This is a genomic window from Mucilaginibacter sp. 14171R-50, from assembly GCF_010093045.1.
Lineage (GTDB): Bacteria > Bacteroidota > Bacteroidia > Sphingobacteriales > Sphingobacteriaceae > Mucilaginibacter.
Map to the genome: position 1 here is coordinate 3,868,644 of NZ_CP048115.1, position 23,503 is coordinate 3,892,146.

Here is a 23,503-nt window from a genome sequence, read left to right on the forward strand (position 1 = left end):
TATTTTCAAAACTATTAATTGTTTAAACCAGTGCTGTATGAATATTAAGTTACGCTTAATACTGATGAATTTTATGCAATTTTTTATATGGGGAGCGTGGTTGCTAACCATTGGTGCATACTGGTTTCAAAACAAAAATTGGTCGGGCGCGCAGTTTGGGGCCATCTTTTCAACTATGGGCATAGCTTCTATTTTTATGCCAACCCTTACCGGTATTCTGTCAGACAGGTTCATCAACGCCGAAAAACTTTATGGAATAATGCACTTACTGGGGGCTGCAACACTGTGTGCGCTACCAATGGTAACCAACCCGGCAACTTTTTTTTGGGTGATGCTGTTAAATATGGCTTTTTATATGCCTACCCTATCATTATCTATCACCGTAGCTTACTCGGCCTTGAAAAGCCAAAAGATAGATGTGGTGAAAGCTTACCCGCCTATACGCACATGGGGCACGGTGGGCTTTATCGCTGCATTATGGGCCGTAAGTTTAACAGATAACGAAACCTCCGCCAATCAATTTTACATAGCGGCCGGAGTTGCCGCTACTTTGGGTATTTATTCGTTTACATTGCCGAAGTGCTTACCCATGTTAAAAAAGGCTGCAACCAGGTCGTTTGCAAACAGCTTTGGTTTAAATGCCTTCGCATTGTTCAAATCGTCAAGGTTTGCCATTTTCTTTGCGTTCTCGTTGTTATTGGGCGCTGCATTGCAGCTAACAAATGCTTACGGCGATACCTACCTGCATGATTTTAAAAATGTCGCGGCTTATAAAGATACTATTGCGGTTAAAGTGCCTGCAATCATCATGTCGATATCGCAGATATCCGAAACATTATTCATCCTGGCTATACCCTTCTTTCTGCGTAAATTTGGTATAAAGTACGTTATGCTGTTCAGCATGATAGCCTGGGTGCTTCGGTTCGGCCTTTTTGCGTTTGGCAACCCTGCCGATGGTTTATGGATGATCATCCTATCGTGCATTGTGTACGGTATGGCGTTCGATTTCTTTAACATCTCAGGTTCGTTGTTTGTAGAAACACAGGCTGCGCCCGAGATCCGTGGAAGTGCGCAAGGCTTGTTTATGATGATGGTTAACGGTTTTGGCGCCTTCTTCGGCAGCAATATAAGCGGCTGGCTTATTGATAAATATTTTATACTGGCTAATGGCCAAAAAGACTGGCATGGCATCTGGCTAAGCTTTGCGGGTTATGCTTTAGCTATTGCCATAATTTTTCCGTTTGTGTTTAAATATAAGCACAATGCGGCCCTTAAACATGCTATAGAAAAGGCCTGACGATGAAAAAGCACTACCGGCAGGGAAATGACTGCCTTAACTGCGGTACTGACTTACAAGGTAAATTTTGCCATAACTGCGGGCAAGAAAACCTGGAAATGAAAGAAAGTTTTGGGCATATGATAACCCATGCGGTGAGTGATTACTTTCATTTTGACGACCAATTTTTTCACACGCTTAATCCATTATTGTTTAAACCCGGCAAACTCACTAACGAATACCTGGCCGGCCGCAGGGCGCAATACCTGCATCCCGTTAAAATGTACATTTTTATAAGTCTGGTATTTTTTTTACTCTTCTTTCAGAACAAAAAGCATAACATTTTAACTGTAAGAGACAGTAAACAAAACGAGTCTGTACTTTCCGACAGTTTAAAAAAGGCGGTGAAAAAAGACATTAACAATGACAAGCACCTGACCCCGCAGCAAAAGGATGCTATTTCTGAAAAACTGACGACAAAAAACGACAGCTCAAATAATACTGCGGCAAAAAAAGTTAAAAAGAAATCAGACGGTGACGGCAATTTTACAGTATTTGGAAGCAACGCTAATGAAAAGACTTACGAGGAGTATCTGGCTAATCAAAGTAAGCTTGCACCAGGCGAACGAGATAACTTTATAGAGCGCTATTTTGTCAAAAAAGGCTATGACTGGAAAAACCAGGGAAAGAATGCGACTGAAATTTTTATCGAGGGGTTTAAACACAATATCCCTAAAATGATGTTCTTGCTGTTGCCGTTATTTGCTCTGATACTGAAAATAGCTTTTTGGAAAAATCGAAAGCTATATGTAGAACATTTGATCTATTCCATCCATCTTCATTGCTTTTTATTCCTGTTTCTTACTGTCGTATTGATCATTAGCATGATATTACCTGCCAGTTGGGATACCGTGATGGATTGGGTTGGAATTGCGGCTTATATCATAATACTTTGGTACGTGTACCGGTCTTTCAGAACCGTTTACAACCGTAGCAGATGGCGCACGGTAAGCAAACTGATAGGCGTTTCATTAATGTATTTGTTTGTGTTTTGCGTGTGCTCTTTGATCCTGGTAGGCATCACCGCTCTAACATCGATATAAACCGGCTACAATGAAAGGCTTGCGCAAAATACCTGCACAAGCCTTTTTGAAATTAATTTAAGTGATATTATAAAAACGCGTAGCCTAAGCTCAGGTTAAATAGGCTTACACGGGTTTTGTAATTAGTAGAGCCGTCAAAATAATTTTGCTTGGTTAAGCCAGCTTCATAACGCAGGTCTATAGATATCTTCCTGATATCAATACCTGCACCAGCTGTTATAGCAAAGTTAGAGCTTTTGTAATCAAACCTGGCGGCGCTGCCAACAGCGGATCCAAAGTTATTATCCTTGTTTATAGCGAACGACAATAGCGGCCCGGCATAAAACCTGCCGCCCAAACCAAATGCGCCAATTTTGCCGCCTAAAAGTAAAGGCACATCAATGCTGGTAAATTTTGCATTACGGGCGGGGCCGTTACTATTATTGATATCTACATTTTTGCTGGTTATATAAAGTTCGGGCTGAAAGTTAAAGCCTAACGCACCAAACCTTGCCCATAACCCACCGAGGTAGCCGGCGCGATTCTCGCTGCTGAATGTACTGCCCGAATTTGACAGGCTTGATAAGTTTACACCGCCTTTTATACCAACCTGCACTTTTGGTAATATTTGCGCGTTTGATATTGTTGTAACAGCTAAAGCTATCCCAAGGGTAAGTATTAATTTTTTCATGGTTTTGTTGATTTTATTAGTTAACAGGATAAATATACGTTTTGTTTGAAAATGAAATATCCGGCTACTGTTAAGCAGACCGGATATTTTAACCGTGATATATAGTTAGGTGTTATAATGATAGGCGCCCCTGGTAGTAATCTAATATTTTGTTGTAAATGTAACAGTCGTAACGGGCGTTGATCAGGTTCAGGTTGGCCCTGTCGAGGTAGTTTTTGGCCAATACATAATCAACAGAAGTTAATACACCCGCGTTAAAGCGTATCTCGGCAATCCTGAACGATTCGGCATAAGCTTTAACCTGTTCTTGCAGCGCCTTGTATCTTTCAAGGGCGTTACTCATATTCAAATAAGCCTGCTCAACGTCCTGACGCAACTTTATCTTGGTATTTTCCTCAACATACTTGTAGTTTTGTAAGTCAATTTTTGCCAACGTTACCTTATTGCGATTTTGAAAATAGTTTAAGATAGGTATCCGTACGCTTACACCAAACTGGTTATAAAAGTTGTTTTTGAACTGGTCGCCGTACGGGATGGCCACATCATTTATTTTGGCAGCGCTCGAATAATTAGTATTTAATCCTCCAAATAATGATATTGTTGGATACAAAGCCCCTTTGGCAGCGGCAACACCTTTTTCGGCGCTTTGGCGCCTTAATGTTGCTGCTTTTACGTAAGCCAACTGCGCTAAAGCTGTTTGGTAAATCTCGTCGGATGTGCCGTTTTGCCTTAATATTTCTGCCCCGGTTAACTTTTCAAATTTAATATCGGGTCGGTATGGTATGTTTAGTATCTGTAACAAGTTTAGTTTCGACGTTTGGAGCACAGCCTTGGCATTTACGTAAGTTACCTGGTTATCGGCGTATGTACCTTTCAGATCATAAAAGTCATTGGGTTGTTTATTCGCACCTTGCTTTTCTAAAATGTCCAATCTGTCAAGTTGTTTTTTGGAAACCTCTACCTGGTTTTGTACCTGGGCAAGCGCCTCGGTATTATTAAGCACTTGCAAATAAGCGGTTATGGTATTAATGGTTATCGCATCTTTTGCTTGCTGCAAGTCCATCTCTCCTGCCTTGTACGCAAGCGACGTTTGTTTTATCCTGTTTAAATTTTGTAATCCGCTAAACAAGGTTAAGTCGGCATTGGCGCTGTAACTCGCAAATTTTGTAGACGCATTAACATAAGTATAATCAACCTGGTTAAGGCTACGGCCATTACTAATACCATGATCAACCTGCGCGCTAATTGCCGGCAGCAGGTTTTCCTTAGCCTGGTTCTTATCAACTTTTGCAACTTGTAGCTGCAGTTCACTTTTCTTTACATCAAGGTTGTTTTTTACAGCGATATCAATGCATTGCTGCAGGGTTAGTACGCTATCAACCGCCTGGCTGTGTGCCAGTGCCGGCGCTATTGTAATTAAGCTAAAAAGTAAAAATTTAAAGTATCGCATTTTGTGTTATAGTTCAGAATTTTTTCGAAGATTCTACCCTTCCATCCAACAGGTTGATAATACGCGTGCCATATTCGGCGTTTTTTTCGGAGTGGGTTACCTGGATGATGGTAACGCCATCCTCTTTGTTCAGCTTACTGAATAGTTCCATAATTTCCTCACCCTGTTTAGAGTTAAGGTTACCTGTTGGCTCATCGGCTAATAATAATTTAGGTTTGGCAATAAGTGCGCGGGCTATACCTACAAGCTGCTGTTGCCCGCCCGATAGCTGCGCCGGGAAAAGGTCCTTTTTACCAACGATATTGAAACGATCCAACATATCGGCTACCATAGCTTTACGCTCCGATCCTTTTACATCCTGATATATCAAAGGGGTTTCGATATTCTCATAAACTGTAAGCTCATCTATCAGATGATAAGCTTGGAAAACAAACCCAATGTATTGTTTATACAGAGCCGAGCGTTGGCGCTCTTTAAGCTGGTGCACCGCCTGATCTACAAAGTAATGATAACCATCTGTTGGCTCGTCAAGCATCCCTATTATATTCAGCAAGGTTGACTTGCCAGAACCCGAAGGGCCCATAATGGATACAAACTCGCCTTCGTCAACATCCAGACTGATGTCGTTTATAACGAAGTTTTTGTTGCCGCCTACCTGGTAATACTTTGAAATATGCTGGAGTGATAACATTTTTTAATTATTGTGTTTAATGAATTATTGAGTTATTTATTGCAATTTCTTAAACTGATTTTGGTATTGACGTATCAATAACATACCAAAGTTATAAATACTTTATTTTCAGCTAATTATATTACAACTTAAAAACTAATACTGTACGCTTCTGTACAGCGTGCGTTCGGTTATGATACAGTTGCTTTTAAAGGTTAGTGGCAGGAGATTAGAGATTAGGTATCCCACATACAAATAGAGGTCAGGCTTTTCAGCCTAACCTCTAATCTCAAATCGTTGATCTCTAATTGATCTATTCGCTCCTCAAACTTTTCACCGGGTTTGATAATGCAGCTTTTACAGATTGATAGCTTACTGTTAAAAAAGCTATGAGCGCCGCCATGCCGCCCGCAAGCGCAAACACCCACCATTGTATGTTTACACGGAAGGCAAAATCTTGTAACCAGGTATGCATAGCGTACCAGGCCAATGGCGATGATATAACAATGGCTATAAGCACCAGTTTTATAAAATCGAAGGATATGAGGCCAACTATGCCGGCCACGCTGGCCCCTAAAACTTTGCGGATACCTATTTCTTTTACACGCTGGCGGGTCGAGAACACCGCCAGGCCAAATAAACCCAGGCAAGATATAAAAATGGTAACAATGGTAAAGGCTGTTAATATCGAACCTGTACGCTGATCGCTTTTGTATAACTCTTCAAACTCCTGGTCAAGAAAATGATATTCAAAGGGTTTATTAGGGTAAAAGTTTTTCCATTTGGTTTGTATGGCAGCAATGGTATTGGCCATATTTTTACCAGATGTTTTGATAAGCAGCTTACCAAACCACTCATACTCCGGAAATAGCGCTATAGGCGTTATTTCCTGGTGAAGCGATGTAAAATTAAAATCCTTCGCTACGGCTTTTATCTCGCCCATGCGCCCGTTCATCCCAATCTTTTTACCTACAGCCTCGGCAGGTTTCCAGCCCATGGCTTTTACCGCTGTTTCGTTTAAAATAAAGCTGTAATGGCGCTTTTCGTAATTTTTATCTAACACCTGCTGTTCGTCTCCAAGGTCAAGGTCGTTGCCAGCAATCAATTTTATACCTAAGGTTTTTACAAAATTTCTTTCGATGGGTATTGCGGTAACCGATAAACTAAAATCGGCGGGCTTACCGTCGGCGCTGTTAATAGAATACCCGCCGCGAACATTCACAGGCGAATCGTAACTGGCGGTAGAAGCCAAAATGCCGCTTTGCTGTTTCAGCTCATTCTTAAATGCCTCGATGTTATTAAACGATATTCCGCCTATATCAAGTACCATTACCTGGTCGCGGTTTATACCGGTGTTTAGATTTTGCATGTACCGTAACTGATTGCTTGCAATTAATGTACTGATGATAAAGAACACCGATACCACAAACTGAAACACTACCAACGACTTGCGCAGCATGTTGCCGCCCGATTGAGTAGACGAATTTCCTTTAAGGGTAACGATAGGTTTAAAAGCCGACAGATATAACGACGGATAGGTACCGGCCATAAAAGTAACTGCTACAAACAACACGACCAAAGCGCCAATTAGCCAGGAAGTATTCCATATGTCGATGCTTAATTGCTGGCCGGTAAATACGCTAAACGCAGGCAGGCAAACGATAAGGAGCAGCACACCCACGGCTAATGAAAAAAGCGTGATTATACCGGCTTCAATGATAAACTGGGTAAACAGCTGCCCACGCACAGCGCCCATAACCTTGCGTACCCCGATTTCGCGACCTCGTTCCGCGGAGCGGGCGGTTACCAGGTTAAGGAAGTTTACGCAGGCCAATAACAGCAACACTACTGCCACAACGCCTAAAATGTAAATGTATTTGATGTCTCCGGGTACCTCTAAGCTGTAAAGCGCTTTAGATTTTAAGTGTATACTGGTAAGCGGTTCTAAAGTGTAAGTAGTTGTAACGCCGGGCCTGTTTTGTTCCTTTAAGATATTCGCAATATATGCGTCCATCTTTTTTTCTAAAGCTTTGAGGTCGGTACCCGGCTTTAATAGTAGATATGAGTAATTGCTAGCCGCATTCCACTTCAAATTTTTTGTTCCCGGGTCAAGAGCCGAATTTGCCATCAGGTCGAACTTGATCTGCGAATAAGCAGGCACATCTTGTATAACACCGGTTACCATAAGGTTATTGTTGTCATCAACCTTAAGTATTTTACCCATAGGGTTTTCAGTGCCAAAATATTTTTTCGCTGTCGACTCGGTTATAATAACTGATGATGGGTCTGATAGTGCTTTAAACGCACTGCCTTGCAGAAATTTGAACGTAAAGATCTTAAAGAACGATTCATCCGCCAAAAGCATATTTTTCTCGGCAAAAAGCTTATCGCCGTACTTCACCGTTACGGGTCCCTGTCCTGATAAATTAAACACCCGCACCCCGTCCTCTATTTCAGAGAACTGCTGCTTGTAAACGGGTACAACCGCCGTTTGTGTAACAGCTAAGTATCGTGCCTCTTTATCATCCGGCGATTTATAGCTGTAAGCTACACGCGCTATCCTATCGGCATTAACGTTGAACCTATCGTACCTTAACTCGTTGATCAGATAGGTAGTTAATAACAGGAAACAACAGATACCCACTGCCAGCCCCGCCATGCTGATGAGCGATGTGGTTTTGTTTTGCAACAGGTTACGCCATGCGGTTTTTAAATAATTCTTTATCATGATATGGAAATTCTAAAACTCTAAATCTAAACTGATTAAACCGGTTAACTCAATATTCGTTATAAACTATTCGCTGCGTAAGCTTTTTACCGGGTTTGCCAGAGCAGCTTTTAGCGCTTGCGACCCTATTGTAATAAGACCGATTATGATAGCGATAGTTGCAGTATATGCAAATATCGTCCAGTCGATATCTTTACGGTAGGCAAATTCCTGAAGCCATTTGTTCATTATCCACCATGCAATTGGGGATGCGATAATAACGGAAACAATTATCAGCTTTAAAAAATCAACCGATAATAAAGAAACGATTGTTTTTACGCTTGCGCCTAATACCTTGCGCACGCCAATTTCTTTGGTACGCTGCTCGGCACTAAAGGCAGCCAAACCAAACAGCCCAAGGCACGATATCAGGATAGCCACAACAGTAAAATAGCCTACTATACCCGCCAATCTGGTATCGGCCTGATAATTTTTTTGAAAGTCGTCATCAAGAAAGGTATAATCAAACGGATCATTAGGATCATATTTTTTCCAGCTCGCTTCAATGGTTTTTAACATGTTGCTCATGTTACCTGGCTTGGCATGTATCACCATATAATTATAGCCGCCGGTATTCAGGAAAAAGCCATAAGGCGTTACAGGCAGGTGCAGGTCTTCGTAATGAAAATCTTTAACCACGCCCACAATAGTAAACGCGGTTGTGTTACCCTGAAAATTGTTCATCACCTTTTTATTAACCGCATCGTTAACATTTGTAAAGCCAAATTCTTTAGCGGCCTTTTCGTTTATAATGATGCTATTAGTAGTATCCGAACCAAATTCCGCCGAGAAAAGTCGCCCTGCAACCGGTTTGATATCCAGCGTTTGTAAAAAGTTATTATCTACATAATTTAAACGTGTGCGCCTTCCTTCGGCATTGGTTTTTCCCTCGGGGTATAAAAGGTTATCACTTGGATTAAAAACACCCGGGTAGTACGCCGATGCACCGATAGATGCTACCTGGGTGTTTTGCTGTAAGTCGGCCTTAAGGGCGGTGTATGCAGCTTTAGCGGCTGAAGTGCGTAAAGGCAACACTATTTGCTGGTCTTTTGCGAAGCCAAGGTCTGCACTGCGCATGTAACTCATTTGCCTTGCAATAACAACCGATGCCACAATAAGCACCACCGAAATAATAAACTGAAAAACAACCAGCCCTTTTCGCACAGCCACAACGGCAAGCGAGTTGGTTAGCTTGCCTTTTAACACCTTTACAGGGTTAAACGACGACAGGTAAAATGCAGGGTAACTTCCCGCAAGCACTCCTGTAATAAGCGCCATCAATAGAAATTCCAGAAACAGTATGCTGTCTTTACTAAAAGATAATGTAATTTGCTTATCAGCTAAATTGTTAAAGAAAGGCAGCAATGCTAAGGTAATAGCAATGGCAAATATAAACGCTATCAGGGTCATTAAAACTGATTCGCCCAGGAACTGACGGATCAGCGTAGATTTTTCGGCACCCAAAACCTTCCGTACCCCCACCTCTGATGATCGTTTCGATGAGCGGGCGGTAGAAAGGTTCATGAAGTTAATACAAGCGATGATAAGTGTGAACACGGCTATTGAAAACAGCACGTACAAATAGGTTTTGCTTGCAGGCGGGGTTACGTTACTTTCAACCTCGCTGCTCAGGTGTATATCATGCAAAGAGATTAATGATTGTACCTTTTGAAAGCCCATAGCCTTTAGATCTTTGCCCGCGTACTTATCAATAAAGGCTGGCAGTTTGGCCTCAAGGCTGGCAGCATCCGTGCCCGGCCTTAGCAACAGGTATGTATAAAACATATTGTTGCTGGCAAAATCATTCCCATTCCGTTTTATAAATCCTTCCATAGCACCACCATATATCGACAGGAAGAAATTGGCGTTTATGTGCGAGGGAACCTTACCCTCGTCGAACACACCGGTTATGGTATAATCCTGTTCGCCGTTAGTGTTGCTGTTAACATGGATAACTTTGCCAAGCGCAGGTTGATCAGCAAAAAGTTTCCGGGCAAGTGTTTTTGAGAGCACAATAGTACGCGGGTTGGCCAAGGCGTTAGCAGGGCTGCCCTCAATAAAGTTATAAGTGAATATTTTGAAAAACGACTGATCGGCAAGGAAACCATTTTGTTCGAGCAAAGATTTACGCTCGCCGCTTGCAGGGTTGTACTGCAAAATGGTTTTGTCGTCAATAAAAAGCTTTAGCAAGCGCGCAGATTCCAGCACTTCGGGGTACTCCTGCTTTAAGGCGCCAGCCATGGGCGCAGGTGTGTTTGGCATTTTCATGCGCTTGTTGCCATTTTGCACAAAAGCGGTTACCACCTGGTAAATATTGGGCCCATTTGTATGTTGGGTATCGTAACTGGTTTCGTATTTAAGATACAGTGCTATCAGCATACAACATGCCAGCCCTACCGATAAACCAAATATGTTGATGAACGAGAAGAACTTGTTCTTCATCATGTTACGCCACCCTATTTTAAAATAATTTTTGATCATGATTGATAAACTTAATTTCTAATCTTAAATTTTACGCCTTAATTTTTTGACAACAGTTAAATAAAGCAGGTTACATCTCGCCGCGTTAATGATCTCTTCTCTGATTAACCAATCCCTATCACTCGCTCCTCAAACTTTTCACCGGGTTGGCTATCGCCGCCCTAATTGCCTGAAAGCTTATTGTAGTAAGCGCTACTATCATGGCTAATACACCCGATAAGGCAAACACCCACCACTGTATATCAATGCGGTAAGCAAAATCCTGCAGCCATTTATGCATAAAGTACCAGGCTAAAGGGGTTGCTATCAAAAACGAGATAATAACCAGTCGCATAAAATCTTTAGAGAGCATGTTTACAATGCCCGGGGTGGTTGCCCCTAACACCTTACGTATGCCGATTTCGCGTGTACGCTGGTATGTACTATATGATGCAAGGCCCAATAACCCCAAACATGAGATTGCGATGGCCAGTATGGAAAAATTGAAAAACAATTTGCCAAAGCGTTGTTCAGCACGATATTGCCTGTCGAAGAATTCATCCAGGAAGTAGTAGCTGAAGGGCCTGTTAGGTATTGTTTCTTTCCATTTGCTCTCAATAGCTGCCAGGGTTGCCTGCAGATTCTTTGCTTCTACCTTTACCGATACCAGATCAAGATTGCGCAGCTCAACCCGCATGCTTAAAGGCTTTATTTTCTCCTGTAACGACCGGAAGTGGAAATCCTTCATTACCCCCACGATCTTACCGTCGCGGCCCCATTGTTTAAACCGGCGCCCAATGGCCTGCTGGGGCGATGTATAGCCAAATAGCTTTACAGCTTCTTCATTCAATATCATTGCCTGTGAGGTATCGGTGTTCATAAAATCCCTTGAGAACGGCCTGCCTGCTACCATTTTTATTTTAAACTGGTTCAGGTAATCAAAATCTACAAAGTAAAGGTCAAGATTGGCTATTTGCAGGTCGCCTTTATTATTCTCAATTTCTGAGTAAGCGCCCGCATTGCCACCACCCGGTACGCTTGATGAAAGCGCCACAGATTTAACCCCGGGTATTGATCTGATGGATTGCTGAAAAGCCTCTTTACCTCTGTCGCCGTTGCTGTCCATCACTATCATTTGGTCTTTTGAGAAACCCAGGTCGCGGTTACGCATAAAATCCATCTGGTTGTAAACGATGATGGTGCCGATTATTAAAGCTATTGATATCGTAAACTGCGCTACGACCAGGCTTTTTCTTAAAAAATTACCTTTAGTACCGGCAGAAAACCGGCCTTTTAAAACCAAAACGGGCTTAAAAGACGAGAGCACCGTGGCCGGGTATATACCTGCCAGCAGGCCAATACCAACAGATACGCCAAAAAGGATAAACAGGTAATACCAGTTTGAAAACACACCGGCGCTTATGGTTTTGCCCGACAACTGGTTAAACAGCGGTAACAATACCACGGATAATATAACAGTAATAACAAAGGCTATAAGGCACAACACTACCGATTCGCCTATAAATTGCCTTGAGAGTTCGCCTTTAGCTGCCCCTATTACCTTGCGAATACCTACTTCTTTGGCCCTTTCTACCGAACGTGCCGTGGTTAAATTAATAAAGTTGATACAAGCAATCAACAATATAAAAACAGCTACAATACTAAATATGTAAACGTTGCTGATGCTGCCTACATCCTGCCCGCCTCTTTTAGAGTGCAGGTAAACCTCTGTTAAAGGCTCGAGCGATAAGGTGGCAAACATTTGCTGTTTGCGGCTTTGCTCGCCATTACGTTTCTCTACAAACGCCGGAAATTTAGATTGCAGCACTTGGGCATTTACACCGGGCTTTAATAGTAAATATGTTGTGGCGCCATAATTGCCCCATTGCTCTTCTATACCTTTGTTAAACCGCTGGGTAAGGGTCGACATTGATATTAGCATATCGGCCTTTATCTGCGAATTTTCCGGAATATCCTTCATTACGCCTGTCACCAGGGCCGGAATGGCATCCCCGGTTAATAATACCGTTTGGCCAACAGGGTCAGATGTGCCGAAATACTTTTTAGCCGCGGTTTCGGTAAATACTATACTTGCCTGCGCAGACAATGCGGTTTGCGGGTTCCCCTTAATGAGCTTGAAATCAAACATCTTAAAAAAGCCCGAGTCAGCAAATAACGTCTTCTCTTCCTGGAATTTTACATTGCCTTTTCTTACCAGGAAACTACCTCCGCTAACCCTCACAAATGACTCTACTTCAGGGAAATCCGTTTTGATATTGGGAGCAAACGCCCACGAGGTAACATCGGTAACGATGGTTTCGGAAGGTGTTTTAATATCGGTAACCAGGCGGTAAATACGGTCGGCTTTGGTATGGAACCGGTCGTAACTGAGTTCAAAAGCCACATACATGAATATAAAAAAACATGCAGTTATCCCTATGGATAAGCCCGTAATATTTATAAACGAAAATACGCGGTGCCTCCAAAGGTTTCTCAGCGCGATCTTAAAGTGGTTTTTTAACATAAAAATTCTTGAAAAAATTGAACTTATTTACTGGTTTTTTATTCGCTTCGTAAGCTTTTTACGGGGTTTGCAATCGCAGCTTTGATGGATTGAAAACTAATGGTTACCAAAGCGATGAATACCGATACCAACGCAACAAATACAAACGTTCCCCAGGTTACATTAATACGATAGGCAAAATCCTGCAACCAGCGGTTCATTACGTACCATGCCAGCGGCCAGGCTATCAGGTTTGATATTAGCACGAGTTTTATAAAATGACCCGACAGCAACATCACAATGTTTTGTACCGATGCCCCTAAAACTTTGCGTACGCCTATCTCTTTAATCCGTTTTTCGGCAGAGAATGATGCAAGCCCGAACAAGCCAAGGCACGATATCAGGATGGCCAGACCGGCAAGTATGCCCACTATTTTGCTCACCTGGTCGTCTGCACGGTAAACCTCTGCAAAGTGGTCGTCTAAAAATTGGTATTCAAACGGATAACCGGGTATCAGGCTCTCCCAGGTAGATTTTATATAAGCTACAGCTTCTTTTGATTTCCCCGGCTTTATTTTTACCGAAACCGTGCTGAAGCCCCATTCATCCTGGTTTACAATAAACAGGTTTTCAACCTTATAGTGCATCGAGTTAAAGTTGAAATTTTTGGCTATACCGGTTATAACCCCAAGCGAATCGTAGCCGAAACGCTGGCCTATCAACGATTCTTCTTTAGCCTTTGGATGATCTTTCAAAAGCTCTTTGGCCATCGCTTCGTTTATAATATACTCGCGGCCGTTTGCTGACTTTTCGGGAGAGAAATTCTTCCCTAACGCCATTTTAATATTGTACACTTTCAGGTAATCATCATCAACTACAAGCTGTGTAGCAGCCATTTCCCGCGCAGGCGAATTGTTATACTTAAAAGTAACGCCCGATTGGTCTAAGTGGCTGCCCAACTGATCCTGAGATGCGGTGACGCCCGTAACCAGGGTATTGCTTAACAGCGCCTGTTTAAACACCTGGTACTTTTGCCCCGAGATCCTGTCGAGCGGGATAGTAACCACCTGCTCGCGGGTAAAACCAGGATCTTTTTGCTGCATAAATCTTAACTGTTTTACCACAAAAGCCGTAGCGATCATCAAAAACACGGCGCTTGTAAACTGGCCGATAACCAGCACATTGCGCAGCGTGCCCTTATTTTTGCCGGTATTTACCGATCCCTTTAAAACCTTTACAGGTTGAAAAGACGAAAGGAACAATGCCGGGTAAATGCCCGAGATAATGCCAACCATTATAGTGCTCAGCAAAATTACCAGCAGGAACGAAGGTTTGCTGAATACCGGCAGCGTTATATCCCGCAGGCTCAGGTGGTTTACATACGGCAGAGCCAGTTCTACCAAAATAATCGCAAGCACCAATGCCAGTAACGAGAGTAATATGGTTTCGCTTAAAAATTGCAGCGCCAGCTGCAACCGGTGGGCGCCTATTGATTTACGGATACCTACTTCTTTAGCCCTATCTGCCGAACGGGCGGTAGATAGGTTCATGAAGTTGATACATGCTATAATGAGCACAATGAAGGCTATAATGGCAAATAGGTTGGTTGATTTTTGATCGAATTTTTGAAAGTTCAGGTAATCCAGTCCTATATCCGCAGCTTTAGAATGTACATCTTTCAACGGCAGGTAAAACAACTCGTAATATTTCCAGCCCTCGCCGTCCATGTGTTTTTTTAAGAAGGCAGGCATTTTTGCTTCAAAGGCCCTCAGATCAGTGCCGGGTGTAACTTTAAGATAGGTGTTTAGCCAGTTGCCGCCCCATCTATCCATCCATTTTTGTTGAATGCCTGGCAACGAATACAAAGCATCAAACTGCAACTGCGAGTTTTTGGGGCAGTTTTCCATAACGGCAGTTACCGTAAATTTTACTGTATCGCCACCGTAGTGGTTTATAACTTTACCTATCGGGTCTTCCTTTCCGAATAACTTTTCGGCGGTTTCCTGTGTAAGGGCTATACTGTTGGGTTTTTCAATAGCATCTTTTGCGTTACCCTTTATAACCTTAAAATTGAAGATATCCAGAAAGGCCGAGTCGACCGCAAAAACCTGTGGCAAAAACACCCTTGTTTCGCCATTGGTCATCTGGTACTTGCGGTCCCATTTTACGCGCGTGTAGCTCTTTACTTCAGGGAATTCTGCCTTAAGCGCGGGTGCCATCGGGAACATAGATAAGCCTACCTTTTGCGATGCCGCCATCCCCGGAAACTTCTGCACCTCGTTTAACCTGACGATGTTATCGCCGTGAAAGTTGTCGAAACTTCTCTCGTACGATACAAACAACAGGATAACTATGCACGCGGCCATTCCAATGGCAAGGCCAACAATGTTAATAGTTGATGAAACCTTGTTTTTCCAAAGGTTGCGCCAGGCGATCTTGAAATAATTTTTTATCATGATGGTTTAAATTCTAAACGCTAAATGCTAAATGCTAAATGCTAAATGCTAAATGCTAAACACTAAATTCTAAACTCTATTGGTAAATGCTAAATGCTAAACCCTAAATTCTAAACTCTAAATGCTAACAGTTCACCTCTCTCTACTCACCATTCACCAACTCATTCGCTTTTTAAACTTTTTACAGGGTTCACAAGCGCTGCCTTTATAGCCTTGTACCCCACTGTTACCCATGCTATAACTATAGATAAGGCGATAGACATAGCAAATATCCCTACCCCCGGATGTATTCGATACGTAAAGCCTTGCAGCCATTGCTGCATAAAATACCATGCAACGGGCGCCGAAATAACGAATGATATTAAAATGAGTATGGTAAACTCCTTGGAGAACAGGTATACGATATTTGCTACCGATGCACCCAACGTTTTACGGATGCCTACCTCTTTTGTGCGTTGTACCGCCATAAACGATACCATGCCATACAAGCCCAGGCAGGATATAAAAATGGCTATCCCCGCAAAAATCTTGTAGAGCTGTGACAGCTGACTTTCCTTTCTGTAAAAATTCTCTATTTTCTGATCCAGAAATTTGTGTTCGTAGATATTTTCGGGGAATGTTTTTGTCCACAGCTTTTCTATGATGGCGAGTGTGGGCTGCATATTTATTGGCGAAAGCTTAATGTTTGCTATGCCGTACTGGCCTGTCCAGGCCCCCATAACTACCGGTGGTATCTGTTCGCGTAATGATGTTACGTTGAAATCTTTTACAACGCCAACAATTTTTTGGGTTAGATTTTTATCTCCCCAAATGTTTATGGTTTTGCCAATAGCATCTTTAGGGTTGGTTACGCCAAGGTTCTTTAGAAGAGTCTCGTTAACTACATAGGCGTTTACCGTATCGCTTTGGCTGTATGGGCCGCCGGCAACAAACTTCAGGTTGTAAAGCTTAAAATAATCGGCATCGGCCCATTTTAAATTTACCCTAAATTCGGTTTCTGTGGCGGCATTGTCGTAAGTGATAGGCGTGCCCCAATTGGTGTTATCAGACGGGCTGGTAAAGCTATAGCTAAAGCTTTTAACATTTGGCTGTTGCAGTATCTCGTTCCGCAAGGCGGCCATTCTCAGGCGGCTAACGCTGTCGCCGGGCAGGCTTACTGTTACTACTGCGTCTTTATCGAAGCCCAACGGCGAGTTTTTAAAATGGTTTAACTGGCTAATGACGACTAAAGTAGCTATTACAAGCACCTGTGCTATGCCAAACTGCACTACCACAAGCGCGCGCCTAAGAGTAATGCCATTGCTCCTAACCCCGGTTATTTTATTTTTTAAGGCGGTTATGGGGTTAAAGCCCGATAGTACCATTGACGGGTACACGCCTGATAATAAAGTAACCACTATGAGTACCGCTCCTAAAAATGCAATTATAACCCCATCATTAATAAAGCCGGCGGCCAATTTGATCTCCAGCAGGCGGTTTAAAGCAGGCAAAGCAGCTTCGCTCAACGCTATGGCAAGCAAAACAGAAAACAAGGTGATAATGAAAGTTTCGCTTAAAAATTGTAATATGAGCTGTCTACGCTTGCTTCCTAACACTTTCCTTATACCTACTTCTTTCGAACGGTTAACGGCCTGGGCTGTGGCCAGGTTAATAAAGTTAACGCAGGCTATCACCAGTAAAAACACCCCGATAAGGCTTAATGTCCTGATCATATCCTTGCTAAATACCTGGCCGTTGAATAGCCCTGTACGGGTATCAAAATGCATCTCGGTTAAAGGCTGTAATAAAAACGCTTCGCGTTTTGCTTCGTCAGGGCGGTGTTTTTTTATAAACGGCACCAGTTGTTTGTTAAACTGCGCTTCGCTAACGTTAGCGGGCAGTACAACAAAACAATTGTGCGATCCAAAATTACTACCCCAATCCTCCAGGTTATTCTTATAGTCGGTTTGTTTTATGGTTGCGTACGATATAGCTATATTAACAGGCAAATCGGTATTTACTGGCAGGTCCCGCAGTATCCCAGTAACTTTAAGGTCTGTCTTATTTTCATAAGTGATGGTTTTACCCATTGCGTTTTCCCAATTACCAAAAAATTTCCTGGCCATGCGTTGGGTAAGCACAACAGTGTTGGGCTCGGTTAACGCTGTTTTTTTGTTTCCGGTAACCCAGGTAAAATCAAACACGTTAAAAAATTCGGCGTCGGTAATATAAAGATCGTCCTCTTTAAACCTTTTTATTTGCCCGGCGGCATCTTTAACACTTAGTTGCTTGCCGTCATCATTAATAACCGATGTTACCAGTGGCAATTGTGGAAAATCGATCCGCAGGTCCTTTTCTATGGGGAAAGGCAAACCAGACCTAAACTTAACACCTTCGGACGATGTGCGCTTATTCAACACCCGGTAAATACGATCCTTTTTAGTGTGATAGGTATCAAAGCCGGTTTCAAAATGTATCACTAAAAATATAAGCAAACAGGCAGCTATGCCAATGGCCAGGCCTGTAATGTTTATAATAGTATAGCTTTTGTTACGAAGCAAACTGCGCCAGGCGGTCTTAAAATAATTTTTGATCATAATTGTGAAAATTCGAAATCCTATACGCTAAACCCTAAATTCTAAACGCTAAATCATAAACCCTAATTCAGGCTATCACTTCTGCTGTTCACTACTCACCGTTCACCCCTCACAACTCACCATTATTCGCTTCGCAGGCTTTTAACCGGGTTTACCATAGCTGCCCTTAATGCTTTGTAACCAACCGTTAACCATGCTATAGCTATTGACGAAACAATAGCCAGCACAAATACACCGACGGTAAGCGGTATGCGGTATGCAAAGTTTTGTAACCAGCCCGACATGATATACCACGCCAATGGCATAGCTATTAAGAATGCTACAGAAATTAGTATCATAAATTCTTTGGAGAACAGGAACACAATATTGAATACCGAAGCCCCCAATACTTTGCGTACACCTACTTCTTTGGTGCGTTGCACTGCCATAAAGGATACCAGCCCATATAAGCCGAGGCATGAAATAAATATGGCTATAGCCGCAAATATTTTGTAAACCAAAGCCAGTTGGTTTTCCTGCCTGTAAAACTGCGCTATGTTTTCATCCAGGAAATAACCGTTATAGGCATATTCCGGGTAGGTTTTTTCCCAAAGCTGCTGTATGTCCTTAACAGTTTTGCTTAAGTTTTTTGTCTGGATCTTGACAGCCACCTGCGACCAATTTGATTTTGCAGACGTTATAAAAGTTGGTTTAACAGCGTCGCGTAACGAGTTGGTTTTAAAATCTTTCACAACGCCGGTTATAGGCATCCAGCGGCCGCTGCCTATTTTTATGGTTTTACCTATCGCCTCCTCTGCATTACGGATGCCCAATTTGTGCACCAGCGTTTCGTTAACTACTGCCTGGCGGGCCGTGTCGCTTTCGTCATAGCCTTTACCCGCAGCAAACTTCAGTCCGAACGTTTTGAAATAATCCGCATCGGCGAATTTTAAAAAAACGGTAAACGATACATCTTTTGGCGAGCCGTCAAAGTAAAAATTTGATCCCCAGTTATTTTCTGATGATGGCGCATCCGAGGCGAAACTCGTAGCCTTTACATTGGGGTTTTGCAGTATTTGCTGTTTAAATGAATTTACTTTGCTCAGGCTAACACTATCTGTATAGCCGGGGATAACCAATACGGCGTTTTTATTAAAGCCAAGGTCGGCTTCGTTTACAAAGTTCATTTGGTTTACCGCTACAATGGTCCCGATGATAAGTAACTGGGCAATGGCAAACTGGGCAACCACCAGGGCGCGGCGTAAGGGTATGCCGCCAATTGATGCAGCTGTTATTTTATTTTTTAATGCAGCCACGGGTTTAAAGCCCGAGATTACCAACGCCGGATAAATACCCGATAGCACTATTACTGCCAGCATGGTACATACCAGAAATATGGCCGTATCTGTATTTATCAGACCAATATCATCAGGTACGCTTGATATATTTTTAAGATAGGGTAAAGCTATTTTTGCTATAACCACTGCCAATATCACCGAAAATGCAATAACCAGGGTAGTTTCGCCAATTACCTGCGCCACCAGTTGTTTGCGCGTGCTGCCCAATACTTTACGGATGCCAACCTCTTTTGAGCGCCCAACCGATTGCGCGGTTGAAAGGTTGATGAAGTTGATAGACGCCATTAGGATGATCAAAATAGCGATAAAGGTTAGTGTACTGATGGTTGCCTTGCTGGTAGAATGGTCGCCAAGTGTATTGCCTATCAGTGTATCAAAGTGCATTTCGGCAAGTGGCTGCGCCAGATGCGTTCGCGCAGCACGTTTATCAGTCAGGTTCTTTTTGGTGAAGCCCACCAGCTGCGCCTCGAATTTTTGGCGGCTTAGGTTTTGGGGCAGTTGTAAAAATATCTGGTGATTACTGCTTATAGATCCCCATTCGTTATTGTAGCTGTATGTTTTGCCGCTTTGTTTCCAGGTGATGTACGATACCATTATTTTTAAGGGTATATCGCTGTTACTTGGCGCATCTTCAACTATACCGGCAACCCGTAAGGTTAAGGTGTTATCCATTTTAATGGTTTTACCCATTGCCGTATTCCAATCGCCGAAATATTTTGTTGCGATAGCTTTGGTAATAACAACCATATTGGGCTGCGAAAGCACTTCTTTAGAACCGTTAAGCCACCTGGTTTGAAAAATATCGAAGAACTGCGGTTCCATAAAGAAAACCCCGATTGGCTCAATAAACTTCTTATCGTCCGTACCGGATACGGTCATCTGGCTGCCGTAGCTTGATGTTAAAGCAGCAAATTTTACCTGCGGAAAATCAATCCTTAAGGCATCAAGCGCCGGCACAGATACGCCCGGGTTATAGTTTATGCCATCTTCAGCCGTTTGTTTGGTAACCAGGTGGTAGATGTCATCAAAGTTTTTATTGAATTTATTAAAGCTTAGTTCAAATTTGAGGATAACAAATATGAGCAGACAGGCGCCAATGCCTACGCTTAAGCCCGAAATGTTGATTATAGAGTGCGCCTTATGACGGATGATATTCCTCCAGGCAATTTTGAAGTAATTTTTTAACATAATTATGGCAATATGTTTTATAACAGTTAAAACATATACCAAATTAGTAAGTGACTAATAACCAGGTATTTATAAAGATTTACAAGCGTGCTATATGTACGTAAGCGTAACAGTACCTGTTCGGTTATGATACAGTCTGACAAGTTAAAAGTCGAAAGTCTTTAGTCCAAAGTATAAATAGCGACTTTAGACTGAAGGCTTTCGACTATAGACTTTTTAAAACCCAAAATGCCTGATATAAGTATCCAGGTCCTTATCCCCCCTGCCCGAAAGGCAGATCACTACATTATCGCTTTTTTGGAAGGTCATTTTTTCGAGATAAGCAAGCGCGTGCGCTGTTTCAATGGCCGGAATAATGCCCTCCATTTGCGAACATAACAGGCCGGCATTCAGGGCTTCATCATCAGTGATGCTTACATATTTGGCGCGGTTTATTTTGTACAGATGCGCGTGCTGAGGGCCTATGCCCGGGTAATCCAGCCCGGCAGATATCGAATATGGTTCTTCTACCTGCCCGTCGGCCGTTTGCATCAATATGGTGCGGCTGCCGTGCAATACGCCTTCTTTTCCCAAAAATGTGGTTGCAGCCGAGTGGCCGCTGTCAACGCCTTTACCTGCTGCTTCAACAGCTACCAGTTTTACGGCTTCGTCGTCTAAAAAATGATAGAACATGCCCATGGCATTACTGCCGCCGCCCACGCAAGCCAGAGCGTATTGAGGCAATTCGCTGCCGGTTTGCTCCAATAGCTGTTTTTTTGTTTCGGCAGATATTACCGACTGAAACCTTGCCACCATATCAGGGTATGGGTACGGCCCTACTACCGAACCGATAATGTAATGGGTATCAACCGGGTTCCCTATCCAGTCGCGCAGAGCCTCGTTGGTGGCATCCTTCAACGTTTTGCTACCCGACGTTGCCGGTACTACCCTGGCGCCCAGCATTTTCATACGTGCCACATTCGGAGCCTGGCGCTCCATGTCAATCTCGCCCATGTAAACAATACATTCAATACCTTTCAAGGCGCAAACCGTAGCCGTTGCTACCCCGTGCTGACCGGCGCCTGTTTCGGCGATGATGCGTTTTTTGCCCAAACGCTGTGCAAGCAATATCTGCCCTATGGCGTTGTTTATTTTGTGCGAACCGGTGTGGTTCAGGTCTTCGCGCTTAAAAAAAATGTTAGCCCCATATTTCTCAGAATATCTTTTAGCATGATACAACGGGGATGGCCTGCCCACATAGTCTTTTAACAACTGGTCAAACTCTGCGGTAAAGCCGGGGTCGCTTATTATTTTGATGTATTCCTGCCTTAACTCTTCAACATTAGGATACAGCATTTCGGGGATATAGGCACCGCCAAAATCTCCGTAATAGCCTTGTTCGTTAACTCCGTACTTCATTGCTGTTAAATGTGTTTATCGTAGTAAATGCTTGTGTTAGTTTATTTATATCCTTTAATGCTGGCGATACCTCAAATTTGCTGTTCAGATCTACCCCATAAAATGCGGGATGCTTTATCTGCTTTACTTCTTCCAGGTTGTCTAAACTCAATCCTCCCGATAAAAGGAAAGGCACATCCAGTGTATATTTATCAAGAATAGTCCAATCAAACGTCTTCCCCGAACCGCCGTACGCCGCCGTTTTTGTATCGAACAGGAAATAATTCACATTGTTCTTGTATGCTTTCAGTTGTGTAAAATCAAAATTTTCGTCTACACCAAATGCTTTTATTACCTCCACCTCGTGTTTAAACATCCCGCAAAACTCCGGGCTTTCACTGCCGTGAAGCTGTATAGCGTCGAACTTATACTTATATATTAATTTACTGATGGTATCTGCATCCTCATCCACAAAAACGCCAACTTTAGCAATATCTGTAGAAATATTTACCAGTTCATCATCCTCCATTGCGCCAATAAAACGCGCCGACCTATCGTAGCAAATAAAGCCCATATAGTCAGGCCTTATACCGGCAACAGCCTTAATGTTATCACTATCCCTTAATCCGCAAACTTTAATTTTCATTTTAATTGGCTATTAACGCTTTAAAGCTGCCCAGTGCCTTTTTGCTTATCAGCGATTCTTCGGCCTCGTAAAAGCAATCGGCAAAGCTTTTTTGCGGATGAATAGTTTTAATTGCCATAGCGGCGTTGCTTAAAACCACGCTGGTTTGGGCAATCGTCGCATCATCATTAAGCACCTTCATAAATATATCTGCTGAATCGCTTACGGTATGCCCGCCGGTTATTTCATCTTCGTTTAGTTTGCCAAAACCAAGGCTTTCAATGCTATTTATTTTCTCGCCCTCGGCCGAAAACGTTTTAAAATCGCAGGTGAGCGAGATCTCATCGTAACCATCCAGCGCGTTCAGTATGGTATATTTTACTTCTGACTTTTGATACAGGTAAGCATATATCCTTGCCAGCTCAAGGTTAAACACCCCCACCATTTGGTTTTGCGGCTTAGCCGGGTTTACCAACGGGCCAAGCATATTAAAGAATGTTTTTACGCCAAGCTCTCGGCGTATTGGTGCTACGGTTTTCATGGCCGGATGAAACAAGGGCGCGTGCAGAAAGCATATATTAGCCTTATCGATGCTGCGCTTCAATGCATCGGTGTTGTTGGTGAACACATAACCCAGGTGCTCCATTACGTTTGACGACCCACAGCCCGAAGAAACGCCATAATTGCCATGCTTGGCAACCTTATATCCTGCACCGGCTACCACAAATGATGCAAGTGTTGATATATTAAAAGTATCCTTGCCATCGCCGCCGGTGCCGCAAAGGTCTATCAGTTCGCCGGTTTGCAGGTCAACCGGCAGGCAAAGCTCCAGCATGGCATCCCGAAAACCCTCCAACTCGTTAACCGTAATGCTGCGCATGCAATACGCCGTCATAAAAGCGGCCATTTGCGAGTTATTGTATTTACCCAGCGCTATATTCAACAAAATTTCTTTCGACTGTTCGCGGGTAAATGTCTTATGTTCAAAAAGGTGGTTAAGTATCTGTTTCATAATAGGCCATAAAAAAAGGGTCGCCGTATTGGC

General features: G+C 42.9%; 14 protein-coding genes. 2 read left to right on the top strand and 12 right to left on the bottom strand.

Annotated features, from left to right (window positions below):
- Nucleotides 1-37 precede the first annotated feature (37 nt).
- Together GWR56_RS17670 and GWR56_RS17675 are read left to right on the top strand one after the other, a co-directional pair.
- Nucleotides 38-1,297 carry a nucleoside permease gene (locus GWR56_RS17670; RefSeq protein WP_162432524.1) on the top strand — a complete coding sequence of 420 codons (1,260 nt, stop codon included), beginning with the start codon at nt 38-40 and terminating at the stop codon, nt 1,295-1,297.
- A gap of 2 nt (nt 1,298-1,299) precedes the next feature.
- Complete coding sequence (locus GWR56_RS17675) at nt 1,300-2,379, top strand: DUF3667 domain-containing protein (protein WP_162432525.1); 1,080 nt, start codon at nt 1,300-1,302, stop codon at nt 2,377-2,379.
- A gap of 67 nt (nt 2,380-2,446) precedes the next feature.
- On the opposite strand, the gene GWR56_RS17680 is transcribed toward GWR56_RS17675, so the two are convergent.
- The 12 genes from GWR56_RS17680 to trpD all read right to left on the bottom strand — a co-directional run bounded on the left by GWR56_RS17680 (nt 2,447) and on the right by trpD (nt 23,470).
- The gene (locus GWR56_RS17680) at nt 2,447-3,049 is read right to left on the bottom strand and encodes a porin family protein (protein WP_162432526.1); all 603 of its coding nucleotides are present in this window, start codon (nt 3,047-3,049) and stop codon (nt 2,447-2,449) included.
- A 112-nt stretch (nt 3,050-3,161) separates the two neighbouring features.
- On the bottom strand, nt 3,162-4,499 hold the full coding sequence (locus GWR56_RS17685) for a TolC family protein (RefSeq protein ID WP_162432527.1): 1,338 nt from the start codon (nt 4,497-4,499) through the stop codon (nt 3,162-3,164).
- Nucleotides 4,500-4,512: 13 nt separating this feature from the next.
- Nucleotides 4,513-5,190 (bottom strand): ABC transporter ATP-binding protein, encoded by a 678-nt coding sequence (locus GWR56_RS17690; RefSeq protein WP_162432528.1) that lies wholly within the window; start codon nt 5,188-5,190, stop codon nt 4,513-4,515.
- 292 nt (nt 5,191-5,482) lie between these two features.
- Nucleotides 5,483-7,897 carry an ABC transporter permease gene (locus tag GWR56_RS17695; protein ID WP_162432529.1) on the bottom strand — a complete coding sequence of 805 codons (2,415 nt, stop codon included), beginning with the start codon at nt 7,895-7,897 and terminating at the stop codon, nt 5,483-5,485.
- Between the two features lie 66 nt (nt 7,898-7,963).
- On the bottom strand, nt 7,964-10,417 hold the full coding sequence (locus GWR56_RS17700; protein WP_162432530.1) for an ABC transporter permease: 2,454 nt from the start codon (nt 10,415-10,417) through the stop codon (nt 7,964-7,966).
- Nucleotides 10,418-10,535: 118 nt separating this feature from the next.
- Nucleotides 10,536-12,920, bottom strand: a complete 2,385-nt coding sequence (locus GWR56_RS17705) for an ABC transporter permease (RefSeq protein ID WP_162432531.1) — start codon at nt 12,918-12,920, stop codon at nt 10,536-10,538.
- A gap of 38 nt (nt 12,921-12,958) precedes the next feature.
- Complete coding sequence (locus tag GWR56_RS17710) at nt 12,959-15,355, bottom strand: ABC transporter permease (protein ID WP_162432532.1); 2,397 nt, start codon at nt 15,353-15,355, stop codon at nt 12,959-12,961.
- Between the two features lie 161 nt (nt 15,356-15,516).
- Nucleotides 15,517-17,931 (bottom strand): ABC transporter permease, encoded by a 2,415-nt coding sequence (locus GWR56_RS17715; RefSeq protein WP_162432533.1) that lies wholly within the window; start codon nt 17,929-17,931, stop codon nt 15,517-15,519.
- A gap of 122 nt (nt 17,932-18,053) precedes the next feature.
- Nucleotides 18,054-20,456, bottom strand: a complete 2,403-nt coding sequence (locus tag GWR56_RS17720; RefSeq protein WP_162432534.1) for an ABC transporter permease — start codon at nt 20,454-20,456, stop codon at nt 18,054-18,056.
- 216 nt (nt 20,457-20,672) lie between these two features.
- On the bottom strand, nt 20,673-21,854 hold the full coding sequence (gene trpB, locus GWR56_RS17725) for a tryptophan synthase subunit beta (RefSeq protein ID WP_162432535.1): 1,182 nt from the start codon (nt 21,852-21,854) through the stop codon (nt 20,673-20,675).
- A complete protein-coding gene (locus GWR56_RS17730) occupies nt 21,838-22,479 on the bottom strand; it encodes a phosphoribosylanthranilate isomerase (RefSeq protein ID WP_162432536.1) in 642 nt (213 codons plus the stop codon). Before GWR56_RS17730 ends, trpB begins: the two co-directional genes overlap by 17 nt.
- Before the next feature lies 1 nt (nt 22,480).
- Complete coding sequence (gene trpD, locus GWR56_RS17735) at nt 22,481-23,470, bottom strand: anthranilate phosphoribosyltransferase (protein ID WP_162432537.1); 990 nt, start codon at nt 23,468-23,470, stop codon at nt 22,481-22,483.
- Nucleotides 23,471-23,503 lie beyond the last annotated feature (33 nt).

Excerpts from the sequence above, each read along its gene's own strand:
- GWR56_RS17670 (WP_162432524.1), top strand. The coding sequence starts at position 38 with ATGAATATTAAGTTACGCTTAATACTGATGAATTTTATGCAATTTTTT.
- GWR56_RS17675 (WP_162432525.1), top strand. The coding sequence starts at position 1,300 with ATGAAAAAGCACTACCGGCAGGGAAATGACTGCCTTAACTGCGGTACT.
- GWR56_RS17680 (WP_162432526.1), bottom strand. The coding sequence starts at position 3,049 with ATGAAAAAATTAATACTTACCCTTGGGATAGCTTTAGCTGTTACAACA.
- GWR56_RS17685 (WP_162432527.1), bottom strand. The coding sequence starts at position 4,499 with ATGCGATACTTTAAATTTTTACTTTTTAGCTTAATTACAATAGCGCCG.
- GWR56_RS17690 (WP_162432528.1), bottom strand. The coding sequence starts at position 5,190 with ATGTTATCACTCCAGCATATTTCAAAGTATTACCAGGTAGGCGGCAAC.
- GWR56_RS17695 (WP_162432529.1), bottom strand. The coding sequence starts at position 7,897 with ATGATAAAGAATTATTTAAAAACCGCATGGCGTAACCTGTTGCAAAAC.
- GWR56_RS17700 (WP_162432530.1), bottom strand. The coding sequence starts at position 10,417 with ATGATCAAAAATTATTTTAAAATAGGGTGGCGTAACATGATGAAGAAC.
- GWR56_RS17705 (WP_162432531.1), bottom strand. The coding sequence starts at position 12,920 with ATGTTAAAAAACCACTTTAAGATCGCGCTGAGAAACCTTTGGAGGCAC.
- GWR56_RS17710 (WP_162432532.1), bottom strand. The coding sequence starts at position 15,355 with ATGATAAAAAATTATTTCAAGATCGCCTGGCGCAACCTTTGGAAAAAC.
- GWR56_RS17715 (WP_162432533.1), bottom strand. The coding sequence starts at position 17,931 with ATGATCAAAAATTATTTTAAGACCGCCTGGCGCAGTTTGCTTCGTAAC.
- GWR56_RS17720 (WP_162432534.1), bottom strand. The coding sequence starts at position 20,456 with ATGTTAAAAAATTACTTCAAAATTGCCTGGAGGAATATCATCCGTCAT.
- trpB (WP_162432535.1), bottom strand. The coding sequence starts at position 21,854 with ATGAAGTACGGAGTTAACGAACAAGGCTATTACGGAGATTTTGGCGGT.
- GWR56_RS17730 (WP_162432536.1), bottom strand. The coding sequence starts at position 22,479 with ATGAAAATTAAAGTTTGCGGATTAAGGGATAGTGATAACATTAAGGCT.
- trpD (WP_162432537.1), bottom strand. The coding sequence starts at position 23,470 with ATGAAACAGATACTTAACCACCTTTTTGAACATAAGACATTTACCCGC.